Raw genomic sequence first — 13,713 nt, forward strand, 5'->3', positions numbered from 1 at the left:
GGTGGGGGCTGACCGATCAGCCCGCCAAACGCGAATCGGGGCTGGCCTTCTTTTCCGCGTACATCAGCTCGTCGGCGCGGGCCAGTAGTTCGTCCACGCCGGCGGTGTCGGAGACCGGTGCGCGCACCAGCCCGATGCTGGCCGACACCCGGTAGGGCCGATCCCCGGTCTTGTTGAAATTCCCGAACGCCGCGGCGAGTCGCTCCTCGAGTGACGTTGTGCCGTCGCCGTTCTCGGTGACCATCACGCAGAATTCGTCGCCCCCGATGCGGGCCAGGATGTCGGACTCGCGGCGAATCGTCCGCAGCACATGGGCGACGTCCCTGAGCAGTTTGTCGCCCACCTCGTGGCCCTGCTCGTCGTTGACCTTCTTGAGGCCGTCGACGTCGAGGAAGGCGAGCACGCAGTTGTGGCCGAGGTGGTGGGCCCCACGGAGTTTCTGCTCGGCCAGCAGGTAGAAGCCGCGACGATTGTTCAGCCCGGTCAGCTCGTCGGTCACCGACAGCCGGCGGATCTCCTCGTTGGCGCGCTCCAGCGCGGCGGTGCGATCGCGCACCCGCTGTTCCAGTTCGGAGTACAGCTGGACGTTCTCCATGGCGATCGAGGTCGAGTCGGCCAGGGCCTGCAGCAGGTGCACCTCGTGTTCGGACGGCTGATGCGGGGCGGCCCAGTAATTTCCGATCGCGCCGATCGGATCGAGCTTGCGGATCGGCACCATCACCAGGCTCTTGACGAAGGTGGGGCGGTACAAGGTGTGCGGGATGCGCGAGTCGCGGTAGATGTCCGGGATGACCGCCGCGTCGCGGTTGAGCATCGCCCACCCGCTGATGCAGGACCTGATCGGTAAGCGGCTGCCCTTCCACAGCGGGGCGATCGCATCCTCGTCGGCGTAGTAGCACCGGTCGTCGTCCCGCAGCACGAACGTGGCTCCGTCACACCCGGTGAGCTCCCGGGCCCGGGTGCGCACGATCCGCTGGATGGCGGGCAGGGTGCGCGCCAGCGAGAGCTCCTGAACCGCATGCACCAGGCGCTCCATGCCGTCGACGTAGTCGGACGGCGCGACCGCGGGGGCCGGCGGGGCAGCGGCGCATGCCGCGGGCTCGGATGCCTGCTCGGCGGTCATGCGCACCTCCGGTGCGAAGTGGCGTACCCGCCAAGGCTAACTTCCACGGCCAACGGCATTGTACTTAACTGCGTTATCGGCGGCGACTTTCCCGCGGGCGGCGGCCGGCGCCCAAAATGACCGGACGCGCGCATCGCGACGGCGCCGCGAGGGCGTCGGCCGGCGCCGCGAATCGCTTTGCTGGAGCGGGGGTGGCGCCGCGGCCGCCGACCACTTAACACCCGTCAAGTTTGGCGGCGGTACAGTCTGCGCATGCAGATCCGCCCGTATATCGGCGCCGACAAACCTGCTGTCATCCTGTACCCGTCCGGGACGGTCATCACCTTCGACGACCTCGAAGCGCGAGCCAATCGCCTGGCGCACCGGTTCCGCCAGGCGGGCCTGCGCGAGGGCGACACGGTCGCCATCCTGATGGAGAACAACGAGCACATCCACGCGGTGATGTGGGCGGCTCGTCGCAGCGGTTTGTACTACGTGCCGATCAACACCCACCTGACCGCGGCAGAGGCGGCCTACATCATCGACAACAGCAGCGCCAAAGCCATCATCGGCTCGGCGGCGCTGCGCGACACGCTTGCCGGCCTGGCCGAGCACCTCCCCGGCGGACTGCCCGAGCTGCTGCTGATCGCCGATGGCGACCTGCCGAATTGGGAGCGCTACCCGGAATGCGTTGCCGGACTGCCCGATACCCCGATCGAGGACGAGATCGAGGGCGACCTGCTGCAGTACTCGTCGGGCACCACCGGCCGGCCCAAGGGCATCAAACGCGAATTGCCGCACGTGCCACCGGCCGAGGCGCCCGGCATGATGTCGGCGCTGGTCAGTTTCTGGATGACGCCCGATTCGGTGTACCTCAGCCCGGCGCCGCTGTACCACACGGCGCCGTCGGTGTGGTCGATGAGCGCGCAGGCCGGCGGCATCACCACGGTCGTCATGGAGAAGTTCGACGCCGAAGGCTGCCTGGACGTCATCGCGCGCCACCGGGTCACGCACGGCCAATTCGTGCCGGCGATGTTCACCCGCATGCTGAAACTGCCTGAGCAGGTGCGTCATTCGTACGACCTGTCCAGCCTGCAGCGGGTGATGCACGCGGCGGCCCCGTGCCCGGTGGAGATCAAGAAGCAGATGATCGACTGGTGGGGGCCGATCATCGACGAGTACTACGCGTCCTCCGAGGCGCACGGATCGACGCTGATCACCGCCGAAGACTGGCTGGCCCATCCGGGCTCGGTCGGCAAACCCATGGGCGGCGCCGTGCACATTCTCGACGAGCACGGCAACGAGCTGCCGCCAGGACAGGCCGGCGAGATCTACTTCGAGGGTGGGTACTCGTTCGAATACCTCAACGACCCAACCAAAACCGCCTCATCGCGCGACAAGCACGGCTGGGCCACCGTCGGGGACATCGGCTACCTGGACGACGAGGGCTACCTATACCTGACCGACCGGCGCCACCACATGATCATCTCCGGCGGGGTGAACATCTACCCGCAGGAAGCCGAGAACCTTCTGGTCACCCACCCGAAGGTGTTGGACGCCGCGGTGTTCGGGGTGCCCGACGACGAGATGGGCCAGCGGGTGGTGGCGGCCGTGCAGACCGTCGACGCGGCCGATGCCACCGACGAATTCGCCGACGAGCTGACCGCGTGGCTGCGAGACCGCTTGGCGCACTACAAATGCCCGCGATCGATCGCCTTCGAAGCGCAGCTGCCGCGCACCGACACCGGCAAGCTCTACAAGAATGGGCTGATCGAGAAGTACTCGGTGTGAGTCATGCTCCGGGTGGTCGACCTGTCGAGTGCGCCGCACGACGGCCCGGGGTCGCCGCCCGGGGTGATCGTCGCCGTCGGCTCGGCCGCTGACATCGATGCGGCCGAATCCTGGCTTGCGGCGGCAACTTTCACGCTGACCGAAGATCCCTGCGCCGACCGGCGGGTGGTCACCGTCGACTCGCTGTCGGCGACGGTGGACGAACTGACGGCACGCTGCGATCGGTGGCCGCACGCCAGTGCGGTCTGTGACGACGTCCTGCGCGCGGTGGACCCACTGGGCCCGACGCTGTCCGGAGTGACGACCGAGTCGTTGGCGTACTCGACCCTGCAGGCCGGCCCGGAGTTCGCGCGGTGGCTGAGGGAGCGGGGCCCGGCACGCGTCCCCGAGATCGCCGACCCGGTGCGGGTGACGCGCGACGGCGACGTCGTGCGCATCGCGTTCAACCGGCCCCAGCGGCACAACGCGTTCTCCACCGATGCGCGCGCGGCGCTGTTGGAGGCCCTGGCCGTCGCGCAGCTGGATCCGTCGGTCACCGGCGTCGTGTTGAGCGGCAACGGCCCGTCGTTCTGCAGCGGCGGCGACCTCGCCGAGTTCGGCACGTTCTCCGACCCGGCGAGTGCGCACCTGGCCCGTACCCGCTACAGCCCGGCCCTGGCGCTCGACGCGCTGGCGGCCAGGCTCGGCCGGGCGTGCCGGGCCGAGGTGCACGGCCGGGTGATGGGCAGCGGACTGGAGATGGCGGCGTTCTGCGGGTGGGTCACCGCCCGCGACGACGCGGTGTTCGGGCTACCCGAATTGGCGCTGGGACTGCTTCCCGGCGCCGGCGGCACAGTCAGCGTCACACGGCGGATAGGCCGTTGGCGCACAGCGTATCTCGTGTTGTCCGGGCGCACCGTCGGCGTGCCGACCGCGCTGGAATGGGGGTTGGTTGACGAGGTTCAGAAACTCGAATAGGTGGTGGTGGTCGTGGACGGGATGGACGACACGATCGCCGCGAACATGGCGAACCACAGCACCACACCGATCACCGCCGCGACGGCACCCACGACCGCGCCGATGATGGCCCACTTCTTGGCGTTGTTGGACGCCTCCTGGGCCTCGGCGTAGCGGCCCTGGGCCCACAGCCCGGACACCTTAGTGGAGTGGACGATGGACACGATTCCGAACGGCAGGCAGCACAGCACCGTGACCAGGATCGCCCAAACCAGATAATTCTCGGGCTCCTGCCATCCCGGCTGGGGTGCCGGCCATCCGGCCGGCGGAGGCTGGCCCTGCCACCCGGGCGGCTGCTGAGCCTGCCATTCCGGTTGCTGGCCTTGCCATTCCGGTCGCTGCCCCGGCCATTCTGGCGAACCTCCGGGCGGCACGGGAGGATAACTCATGGCGGCTGCCTTTCCCTGTGGTTCCCTCGGTTGGCGAACAGCTTTACTGCCGTTCCGGTTTGCCGGCCGGAGAAGTCAGGCAAATATACTCCCAAACTTTGCTCCGGTCCGTGAGATTTGCGGGCCGGATCAGATCCCGCCCCGCGTCACCAGCTGGCGGGCGATCACGTTGCGCTGGATCTCGTTGGTGCCTTCGCCGACGATCATCAGCGGCGCGTCCCGGAAGTAGCGTTCCACGTCGTATTCGGTGGAATAGCCGTAGCCGCCGTGGATTCGCACCGCGTTCAGGGCGATCTCCATGGCGACCTCGGAGGCGAACAGTTTGGCCATCCCGGCTTCCATGTCGCAGCGTTCGCCGCTGTCGTAGCGCTCGGCGGCGTACCGGGTGAGCTGGCGGGCCGCGGTGAGTTTGGTCGCCATGTCGGCCAGGTAGTTGCCGATCGACTGGTGCTGCCAGATGGGTTGGCCGAAGCTCTCGCGCTGCTGGGCGTAGGCCAGCGCATCTTCGAGCGCGGCGGTGGCGACGCCCAAGGCGCGGGAGGCCACCTGGATGCGTCCGGTCTCGAGCCCCTTCATCATCTGTGAAAAGCCTTCGCCGGCAACGTCGCCCAGTATCGCCGAGCGGGGCACCCGGAAGTCGTCGAACGACAGCTCGCACGACTCGACGCCCTTGTAACCCAGCTTCGGCAGGTCCCGCGACACCGTAAGGCCCGGCCCGTGCTCGACGAGCACGATCGAGATGCCCTTGTGGCGGGGCGTGGCGTCCGGGTCGGTCTTGCATAGCAGCGCGATCAGCCCGGAACGGCGCGCGTTGCTGATCCAGGTCTTGGATCCGTTGATCACCAGGTGATCGGCGTCGTCGGGAGCCGCGGGAAGCGCGGTGGTGGTCATGTTCTGCAGATCCGAGCCGCCGCCGGGTTCGGTCAGCGCCATGGTGGCGCGCACCTCGCCACTGGCCATCCGCGGCAGGTAGCTCCGCTTCTGCTCCTCGGTGCCGAACAGAGTCAGCAGCTTGGCCACCACGGTGTGGCCGCCCATCGCACCGGCCAGGCTCATCCAGCCGCGCGCCAATTCCTCGGTGACTCGCACGTAGCACGGCATGGAGACCGGCGACCCGCCGTATTCCTCCGGAACGGCCAGACCGTAGATCCCGATCCGCTTCATCTGCTCGATCCACGCCTCGGGGTAGGTGTTGGCGTGCTCGAACTCGCGGATGCTCGGTTTGACGTCGCGGTCGATGAACGCCCGCACCGTGACGACCAGCATCTCTTCTTCGTCGTTCACCTGTGATCACCTAACCGATTGCGCCGAACGTCGACTTGATGGGCAAAACCGTACGAATTGACGTCAGCAAGTCGACGTTGGGGGTTTGATCCGAATTGACCCTCGATTCCACAGCCTGCCAGCATGGGGCGTTGTGACGAGTGACGGGTATGCGGCAATCCGCGAGGGCGGGCCGTACTTCGACGACCTCTCGGTGGGGCAGGTGTTCGACTGGGCGCCGTCGATGACGCTGTCGTCCGGGTTGGCGGGGGCCCACCAGGCGATCGTCGGCGACCGGCTGCGGTTGGCGCTGGACGCCGACCTGTGTGCGGCGGTGACGGGCCTGCCGGCGCCGCTGGCCCATCCGGGGCTGGTGTGCGACGTGGCGATCGGGCAGTCGACGCTGGTGACCCAGCGGGTCAAGGCCAACCTGTTCTATCGGGGCCTGGTGTTTCACCGTTTCCCGGTGATCGGTGATTCCCTCTACACCCGCACCGAAGTGGTTGGGCTGCGGGCGAATTCGCCCAAGCCGGGGCGGGCGCCGACGGGGCTGGCGGCGCTGCGGATGATCACCATCGACCAGGCCGATCAATTGGTGCTCGACTTCTACCGCTGCGGCATGCTGCCCGCCGGCCCGGATTGGCAGCCCGAGGACGGGCCGCACGACGATCTGTCCGGCATCGGCGCCGACGTGCCCGGCCCGGCCCACGATCCGACCGCGCAATGGGACGGCGAGGTGTTCCGCAACAAGGCGCCCGGTCCGCACTTCGACGCCGGCCTGGCGGGTTCGGTGCTACACAGCACCGCCGACGTGGTGAGCAGTGCACCCGAGCTCGCCCGGCTGACCTTGAATATCGCTGCCACACACCATGATTCGCGAGTCGGTGGGCGTCGGCTGGTGTACGGCGGGCATACCATCGGGCTGGCCTTGGCGCAGGCCAGCAGGTTACTGCCCAATCTGGTGACGGTGTTGAACTGGCAATCCTGCGATCACACCGGGCCGGTGCACGAGGGCGACACCCTCTACAGCGAACTGCACGTCGAATCGGCCGAGCCCACCGGGCACGGGGGCGTGCTGGGGCTGCGTTCGCTGGTCTATGCGGTCAGCGACACCGCGGCCGAGCCGGACCGTCCGGTGCTGGACTGGCGGTTTCACGCGCTGCAGTTCTGAGGCCGACGTGCGCCACGCGCACAATGGGGACGTGAGCTCGGCCGCCACCAAGTGGGGAAGTAGCGGGCTGGCCTATTTGACCGGCCTGCCCGACGGTCCCGCCGACTTCTCCCGCGCCAACCTGCTGACCCGCGCCGACGAGGTCGCGGCGGCCATCGGCGACAGGCTGGGCGTCGGTGTCGATGCGCCGAGCGTGCTGACGGGGCGGGCGGCGTTGCTGGGCTTGAGCCGCGCCGGGCGGGTGTCACCGGGCGGCGCCACGCGGCTGCTCGCCGCCCGGGATGGCTGGTGCGCGCTGACTCTGTCGCGCGCCGACGACCTCGACGCCGTCCCGGCGCTGCTGCAGGCCGACGACATGCCCGCCGACCCGTGGCCGGTGTTGCAGCGCTGGGCGGGCACCCGCCCGGTGGCCGAGATCGTCGAACGCGCGGGGCTGCTCGACATTCCGGTGGCGGGCCTGGGCGAGGCGGCGCCCGCGCCGCCGCGGATCCGCGTCCAGGGATCGCGGTTGGCGCCGCGCGGCCCGCAGGGGCTGCTGGTGGCCGACCTGTCCTCGATGTGGGCGGGTCCTTTGTGCGCGGGCCTGCTCGCGCGTGCCGGTGCGACCGTCGTCAAGGTCGAAAGCCCGCGACGTCCCGACGGCACCCGGGCCGGGAACCCGGCCTTTTTCGACTGGATCAACGGCCAAAAGCTCTGCTATGGAATCGATTTCGACACCCAGGCCGACGAACTGCGGGAACTGCTGGCCGCCAGCGACATCGTCATCGAGGGCTCGCGCCCCGCGACACTGGCGCGCCGGGGGCTCGGGCCCGAGGACATCACGGCGCGCGCCGGCCGAATCTGGCTGCAAATCACCGGATACGACGGCCACAGACCGGGATTCGGCGACGACACCGCGGTGGCCGGTGGGCTGGTCGGCACCGGCGCCGACGGGCCGGTGTTCTGCGGCGACGCCATCGCCGACCCGCTGACCGGGCTGGAGGCGGCCCTGGCGGTGGCCGAAGCCCTGGGCCGCGGCGGCGGCGAGTTGATCCGCATCTGCATGGCCGGGGTCGCCGCGACCTACGCGGCGCTACCGACCGGGCCCTCGGCATCGGGCGCACCCGTGTCGGCGCCGTCGGCCCCACCGGCAGCACCGCCGGCGTCCGGACTGGGCGCCGACAACGAGGCGGTGCGGCGCCTGGTCGACCAAAGGCGTTGCCTACCATGCTAATTCAGCGGGCCACCTTGCTGGACGGGAGGACAGCGGACATCCGGGTGGGCGCGCTGATCGAAGAGATCGCGCCGCCGGGTGGGGGCCTGGTGGCGCGCCCGGGGGAGGGCGTGCTGTACGCCCGCGGCGGCACCGTCCTGCCCGGCCTGCACGACCACCACGTGCACCTGCGCTCGGCGGCCTCGGCGCAGGATTCGTTTCTCGTCGGGCCGCCCGGGGTCAGCACCGAAACCGAGCTCACCCAATTGCTGACCAACGCCACACCGGGCCCCGACGGCTGGATTCGCGCTGTCGGCTACCACGATTCGGTGGCCGGAGAACTCGATCGGGGTACGCTGGACGCCATCGTTCCCCACATTCCGGTGCGCATCCAGCACCGCAGCGGGGCGCTGTGGATCCTCAATTCCGAAGCGCTGGGCCGGGTCGGCCTGTCCGAGCATCCCGACGGTCGGCTGCGCAGCGCCGACCGCGGCTGGTCGCTGGCCCTGCAGCGGCGCGAAACCGATCTGGCCGAACTGAGCCGCCGGATCACCGCGACCGGTGTCACCGGCGTCACCGACGCCACCCCGGACCTGGACGCCGACGACATGGCGTCGCTGACGGAGGCGCACCGGCGAGGCGAGTTCCGGCCCCGGCTGAGCTTCCTGTCACCGGGCAAGAAGATCCTGCACGACGACAGCCTGGACCTCGAGGCGCTCACGGAATGGGTTACGCACCAGCACGATAGCGGCCGGCCCGTCGCCGTGCACTGCGTGACCGCCGCCCAGCTGGTGGTGACCATCGCGGCCCTGCGCGAGGCGGGCGGCCACCCGCGGGACCGCATCGAACACGCCGCGGTGGTGCCCGACGACAATCTGGCCGACCTCGCCGAGCTCGGGGTCACGGTGGTGACGCAGCCCAACTTCGTCGCCGAGCGTGGCGACCAATACCTCGCCGAGGTCCCCGCCGCCGAACACGATCAGCTGTGGCGTGTCGCATCCCTGCGCAAGGCGCGGGTGCCGGTCGCGCTGTCCACCGACATGCCGTTCGGCCACGGCGATCCCTGGACGGCGATGCGCGCCGCGGTGCACCGCACCACGGTTCAGGGCGCCGTCCTGGGCCCGCGCGAATGCGTCTCGGCGCGAGAGGCTTTGACGATGTTCCTGGGCCGGGCCGATCAGCCGGGCCGGCCGCGCACCGTGGACATCGGGCAGCCGGGCGACCTGTGTGTGCTCAACGAACCGCCGCAGACGGCGCTGGCCGCCCTGGACGCCGGCCTGGTGGCGGCGACCGTCATCGGCGGTGAGCTGATCTACTTCGCGATGTGAGGTGCTGTCAGGTGGCCGGGCTGAGCGCGGCGCGCAGACTGTTGCATTGGCTGTCGAAAAACCGCCGCGACACTTGGGCTTTCGGCAACACCAGGTCGAAGCCGTGGAAGGCGCCCGGAATGGTTTCGACCTGGCACGGCACCCCCGCGGCGGTCAGGCGCTCGGCGTAGGCGAGGTCTTCGTCGTGGAACAGGTCGTGCGTGCCCACCCCGATCCAGGCCGGCGGCAATCCGCTGAGGTCGTCGCGGCGGCCGGGGACGGCCACCGCGGGGTCGGCGTTGCCGAGATAGGCCGCCCAGCCGAACTTGTTGCTGCGGTTGTCCCACAGCCGGTAGTGCGCCCGGGGTGCGGTGGCCGAACTGCGGTCGTCGAGCATGGGATAGGTCAGCAGCTGAAATGCCGGGCTGAGCTCGGCACGGTCGCGGGCCAGCAGGGCCAGGGCCGCCGCGAGGCCGCCGCCGGCGCTGGCGCCGCCGATGGCGATGCGGTAGCGGTCCACCGAGGGCAGCCCGGCCAGCCAGGTCAGCGCCGAATAGCAGTCTTCCAGCGGCGTGGGATACGGATGTTCGGGCGCCAGGCGGTATTCCACCGATGCGACGGTGATGCCCAGCCGCCTGCTGAAGCCGCTGCAGAGCTGGTCATCCTGCTGGGCGGTGCCGATCACGTATCCGCCGCCGTGGATCCACAACAGCGCGGGCGTGGTTTCGGTGACCCCGGCGGGCCGGAACAGCCGAACGCCGGCCCCCGAATCCAGGGTGACCACCTCGACCCCGGCCACGGGCTTGCCGAGGCGTCCCCGCCACGCGATCCCCGCCCGCATGAGCGGCAGGGTCCGGGGACCCACGAGCCGGCGTGGGGCGATGCGGATAAATCGTTGCAGGTCAGGATGAACATCGTTGTTCGTCACCGCATCAGTATCACCGACGCGGAAAATCATCAGGACGGCTGTGTGGCATCTGCCGCGCACGATTGGACGTCAGGAGGCAGCGTGACCGCCAATAACCCCCGGCTGGCTTCGCGGTTCGTCGACACGGTTCTCGGAACGCTGCACGTCCAGGTCAGCGCGGGCACCGGGCCCGCGGTCCTGATGTGGCCCAGCCTGTTGATGACGGGCGACCTATGGGCCGGCCAGGCCGCGCGCTTCGGCGACAGCCATCGGCTGGTGCTCATCGATCCACCCGGCCACGGCGGCAGTGCGCCGCTGCGCGCGATGTTCGACTTCACCGATTGCGCCCGCTGCGTCGTCGAGTTGCTGGACGGGCTCGACCTCGACAGGGCCCACTTCGTCGGCAACTCATGGGGCGGCATGATCGGCGGCACCTTCGCCGCCCGCTACCCCGACCGCCTCGACCGCGCGGTGCTGATGAACTGCACGGCCTCGAAAGCCCCTGTTGCGCAAAAGATTCAGTACGCCGCCATGCTCCGGTTGGCGAGGTTGCTGGGCGGCATCCGGCCGCCGCTGACCCGCTCGGCCGTCCGCGCATTCTTGGGCCCGACGACGCTGCGCACCCGCCCGGACGTGGTGGCGACCGTGCAGGCAGCCGTGCAGTCGGTGAACACCGATTCGGTGCGCTGGGCGGTGCGCAGCGTGGTGTCCGCCCGGCCCGACCAGCACGCCCTGCTGGCCGGGGTCACCGCCCCGGTGCTGGTGGTCGCCGGCGCGGAAGACGCCACCTTCCCGGTGGCAGAAACCCGCGCCATGGCCGACTCGATCCCCGGCGCGTCCTTCGCCGTGCTCGACCGGGTCGCGCACCTGGCGGCGCTCGAAGAGCCCGCGCGGGTCAACGAGCTGCTGGACGCATTCTTGTTCGGACACCGACGGTGAGGCAGCGGTAGTCGCCCGGACAATCAACCGAAATACCTCCGAAACACGCCCCACGTAGCTTCGGCAGCGAAGGGCCGATCGGGAGGCGACATGAAAGGTCTACATTGCGGGGCCGGCCGGATCCGTGGCGCCCCCACAGCGAAGCGGTGATCGCCGATGGCGTCGGCGCCGACGAAAACACACTGCCCTTACTGCTCCCTGCAGTGCGGGATCACCCTGGACACCTCGGGGGGTCAGGTGGCGCTCGCGCCACAAAACGACTTTCCGACCAATCGTGGCGGGTTGTGCGCCAAAGGCTGGACGGCCGCTGACCTGCTGGGCCATCCGGAACGTCTGACGCGCCCACTGGTTCGCGACGGACGCGGCTCACCGCTGCGCCCCGCCACCTGGAACGAGGCACTCGAAAAAGTCGTCGCGGCATTCCAAGACGCTCAGCGCCGGCACGGGCCGGACGCCGCGGGCTGCTTCGGCGGTGGCGGCCTGACCAACGAGAAGGCTTATCAGCTGGGCAAGTTCGCGCGCGTGGCGCTGCGCACCTCGGCGATCGACTACAACGGCCGCTTCTGCATGTCGTCCGCGGCCGCCGCAACGAACCGATCGTTCGGTATCGACCGGGGACTGCCGTTCCCACTGGCTGACATCGCCGGAGCCGACGTGGTCCTGCTGGTCGGCAGCAATCCCGCCGAGACGATGCCGCCGGCGATGCAGTTCTTCGAACAGGGACGGGCACGGGGTGCCAAGCACATCGTGGTGGATCCTCGGCGCACTTTGACCGCTGCTCGTGCCGACCTGCACCTGCAACCGGTCCCGGGCACGGACTTGGCCCTGGCCAACGGCATGCTCAATGTCGTTGCCCGCGAGGGTCTTATCGACGAGAAATACGTCTGCGAACGCACCACGGGATTCGAGGCGGTGCGCCGCGCCGTGCGCCTGTACTGGCCGGACCGGGTGGAGCGCATCACGGGCGTGCCCGAGAACGACATCGTGGCGGCGGCCCGGCTGCTCGCCAACGCCGGTCGCGCGATGATCCTCACCGCTCGGGGGGCCGAGCAGCACAGTTCCGGCACCGACACGGCGCAGGCGTTCATCAATCTCGCCCTGGCACTGGGGCTGCCAGGCCGTCAATACAGCGGTTTCGCCACCATCACGGGACAGGGCAATGGGCAGGGCGGTCGCGAACACGGGCAGAAGTGCGACCAGCTACCGGGTTATCGCAAGCTGGACGATCCTGTCGCTCGGGCCCACGTGGCGCAGGTATGGGGCATCAACCCCGCCGACCTGCCGTCCTCGGGCCGGTCGGCATACGAGATGCTCAGCGGCATCGGCAATCCCGGTGGCGTACGGGCGTTGTGGGTGCTGGCGTCCAACATCGCGGTGTCCGCACCGAACTCGACGTACGTCGCCGAAAAGCTGGCGGAGCTGGACTTTCTCGTGGTGTCTGACATTTTCCTGTCCGAGACCGCCGCGCTGGCCGACGTGGTGCTGCCCACCACGCAGTGGGCTGAGGAGTCGGGCACCATGACGAACCTGGAAGGGCGGGTGATCCTGCGTCGGGCGGCGGTTTCGCCGCCCGGGGAGGTGCGCTCCGATCTGGACGTGATGACCGATCTGGCAAAACGACTGGGGGCACAAGGCTTTTCGGCCGAACCCCAGGAGGTGTTCGAGGAACTGCGTCGGGCAAGTCAGGGCGGTAAGGCCGACTACAGAGGAATCAGCTATGAACGGATCGAGGCCCACGACGGGGTGTTCTGGCCTTGCCCGTCAGCGCTGTACCCCGACACGCCGCGACTGTTCGTCGAGGACTTCCCCACGCCCGACCGCAGGGCCCGCTTCCACGCGACCGAACAACGCGCCGCCGCCGAACTGCCCGATGACGACTACCCGTACTACCTGACGACCGGGCGAGTGTTGCGCCAATACCAATCCGGGACCCAAACCCGGCGCGTGGCACAACTTTCCGATGACGAATCCGAACCGGTGGCCGAGTTGCATCCCGCACTGGGTCGACGGATCGGAATCGCTGACGGCGACAAGGTCCGCCTCAGCACGCGCCGGGGTGAGGTCGTGATGAGAGCCCGCCTGGACGACAGCATTCGGCCCGACACCGTCTTCGCACCGTTTCACTGGGGCGGCGCGGGATGTATCAACCGGCTAACCAATCCGGCGCTCGACCCGCAGTCCCGCATGCCGTCGTTCAAGGTATGTGCGGTCGCCGTGTCCGCAATTCACGCCGGGCCGATCGTTTCCAGGGAAGGAGATTGACACATATGGGTGACGACAGCACGCCCCGATTCCTGCAGGGCGCCTTCGCGTTCGACGGCAAAGGCTACGACGCCCCGGTGCCGCTCGACGCGTCGATGCGCTACCTGGTGCCGGCGGGCGCGATCGCCCAGCCGGTGTATTTCCGCGGCGGCAACAGCACCGAGGAGCTGATCACCGTCGTGGTGATGCGCGACGGCGCCCCGATGCGCTACTTCCCGATCGGCGCCAAAGCCGCCGTACACGTGCCGCTGCGGGTCGTCGAAGACCTGCTCGCCGACACCGTGCTCGAGGTTTTCCTCGCCGCACCGGACGGCCTGAGCGGCACGGTGTTCGTCGACATCGGCCTGGTCGAAATCTAGCCCCCGCGAGGATCATTCATGACCGCACTCGTTCA

Annotated in this window: 12 protein-coding genes; 8 read left to right on the forward strand and 4 right to left on the reverse strand. The window is 69.1% G+C overall.

Annotated elements, in window-relative coordinates; genetic code table 11:
• Positions 1-16 precede the first annotated feature (16 nt).
• Positions 17-1,123 carry a sensor domain-containing diguanylate cyclase gene (locus tag A5622_RS01945; protein ID WP_066876322.1) on the reverse strand — a complete coding sequence of 369 codons (1,107 nt, stop codon included), beginning with the start codon at positions 1,121-1,123 and terminating at the stop codon, positions 17-19.
• Between the two features lie 252 nt (positions 1,124-1,375).
• Between A5622_RS01945 and fadD4 the strand changes: the two genes are divergently transcribed.
• A complete protein-coding gene (gene fadD4 / locus A5622_RS01950; RefSeq protein WP_066876324.1) occupies positions 1,376-2,893 on the forward strand; it encodes a fatty-acid--CoA ligase FadD4 in 1,518 nt (505 codons plus the stop codon).
• A 3-nt stretch (positions 2,894-2,896) separates the two neighbouring features.
• Positions 2,897-3,850, forward strand: a complete 954-nt coding sequence (locus A5622_RS01955; RefSeq protein ID WP_066876326.1) for an enoyl-CoA hydratase/isomerase family protein — start codon at positions 2,897-2,899, stop codon at positions 3,848-3,850.
• On the opposite strand, the gene A5622_RS01960 is transcribed toward A5622_RS01955, so the two are convergent.
• Positions 3,835-4,278 (reverse strand): CD225/dispanin family protein, encoded by a 444-nt coding sequence (locus A5622_RS01960; RefSeq protein ID WP_066866041.1) that lies wholly within the window; start codon positions 4,276-4,278, stop codon positions 3,835-3,837. The two genes, A5622_RS01955 and A5622_RS01960, sit on opposite strands and share 16 nt — an antisense overlap.
• A 129-nt stretch (positions 4,279-4,407) precedes the next feature.
• Positions 4,408-5,562, reverse strand: a complete 1,155-nt coding sequence (locus A5622_RS01965) for an acyl-CoA dehydrogenase family protein (RefSeq protein ID WP_066876328.1) — start codon at positions 5,560-5,562, stop codon at positions 4,408-4,410.
• 133 nt (positions 5,563-5,695) lie between these two features.
• On the opposite strand from A5622_RS01965, the gene A5622_RS01970 reads away from it, so the two are divergent.
• Genes A5622_RS01970 through A5622_RS01980 form a run of 3 tightly spaced genes read left to right on the forward strand, consistent with a single transcriptional unit; the run spans position 5,696 to position 9,232 of the window.
• Positions 5,696-6,712 (forward strand): MaoC family dehydratase, encoded by a 1,017-nt coding sequence (locus A5622_RS01970; protein WP_066876330.1) that lies wholly within the window; start codon positions 5,696-5,698, stop codon positions 6,710-6,712.
• Between the two features lie 31 nt (positions 6,713-6,743).
• Positions 6,744-7,925 (forward strand): CoA transferase, encoded by a 1,182-nt coding sequence (locus A5622_RS01975; protein ID WP_066876332.1) that lies wholly within the window; start codon positions 6,744-6,746, stop codon positions 7,923-7,925.
• The gene (locus tag A5622_RS01980; RefSeq protein ID WP_066876334.1) at positions 7,919-9,232 is read left to right on the forward strand and encodes an amidohydrolase family protein; all 1,314 of its coding nucleotides are present in this window, start codon (positions 7,919-7,921) and stop codon (positions 9,230-9,232) included. The genes A5622_RS01975 and A5622_RS01980 overlap by 7 nt, the downstream gene beginning before the upstream one ends.
• A 7-nt stretch (positions 9,233-9,239) precedes the next feature.
• Here the strand turns inward: A5622_RS01980 and A5622_RS01985 are convergent, their stop codons facing one another.
• A complete protein-coding gene (locus A5622_RS01985) occupies positions 9,240-10,139 on the reverse strand; it encodes an alpha/beta hydrolase (protein WP_066876336.1) in 900 nt (299 codons plus the stop codon).
• A 180-nt stretch (positions 10,140-10,319) separates the two neighbouring features.
• On the opposite strand from A5622_RS01985, the gene A5622_RS01990 reads away from it, so the two are divergent.
• The 3 genes from A5622_RS01990 (at position 10,320) to A5622_RS29490 (ending at position 13,678) form a co-directional block, all read left to right on the forward strand.
• Positions 10,320-11,057 (forward strand): alpha/beta fold hydrolase, encoded by a 738-nt coding sequence (locus A5622_RS01990; protein WP_066866059.1) that lies wholly within the window; start codon positions 10,320-10,322, stop codon positions 11,055-11,057.
• A gap of 156 nt (positions 11,058-11,213) precedes the next feature.
• On the forward strand, positions 11,214-13,319 hold the full coding sequence (locus A5622_RS01995) for a molybdopterin oxidoreductase family protein (RefSeq protein ID WP_066876338.1): 2,106 nt from the start codon (positions 11,214-11,216) through the stop codon (positions 13,317-13,319).
• 5 nt (positions 13,320-13,324) lie between these two features.
• Positions 13,325-13,678, forward strand: coding sequence for a molybdopterin oxidoreductase (locus tag A5622_RS29490; RefSeq protein ID WP_066876340.1), 354 nt, complete (start codon positions 13,325-13,327; stop codon positions 13,676-13,678).
• Positions 13,679-13,713: the final 35 nt, after the last annotated feature.

Source organism: Mycobacterium sp. 1245801.1 (assembly GCF_001673055.1).
GTDB classification, from domain to species: domain Bacteria; phylum Actinomycetota; class Actinomycetes; order Mycobacteriales; family Mycobacteriaceae; genus Mycobacterium; species Mycobacterium europaeum_A.

Excerpts from the sequence above, each read along its gene's own strand:
- A5622_RS01995 (WP_066876338.1), top strand. The coding sequence starts at position 11,214 with ATGGCGTCGGCGCCGACGAAAACACACTGCCCTTACTGCTCCCTGCAG.
- A5622_RS01980 (WP_066876334.1), top strand. The coding sequence starts at position 7,919 with ATGCTAATTCAGCGGGCCACCTTGCTGGACGGGAGGACAGCGGACATC.
- fadD4 (WP_066876324.1), top strand. The coding sequence starts at position 1,376 with ATGCAGATCCGCCCGTATATCGGCGCCGACAAACCTGCTGTCATCCTG.
- A5622_RS01945 (WP_066876322.1), bottom strand. The coding sequence starts at position 1,123 with ATGACCGCCGAGCAGGCATCCGAGCCCGCGGCATGCGCCGCTGCCCCG.
- A5622_RS01955 (WP_066876326.1), top strand. The coding sequence starts at position 2,897 with ATGCTCCGGGTGGTCGACCTGTCGAGTGCGCCGCACGACGGCCCGGGG.
- A5622_RS29490 (WP_066876340.1), top strand. The coding sequence starts at position 13,325 with ATGGGTGACGACAGCACGCCCCGATTCCTGCAGGGCGCCTTCGCGTTC.
- A5622_RS01990 (WP_066866059.1), top strand. The coding sequence starts at position 10,320 with ATGTGGCCCAGCCTGTTGATGACGGGCGACCTATGGGCCGGCCAGGCC.
- A5622_RS01960 (WP_066866041.1), bottom strand. The coding sequence starts at position 4,278 with ATGAGTTATCCTCCCGTGCCGCCCGGAGGTTCGCCAGAATGGCCGGGG.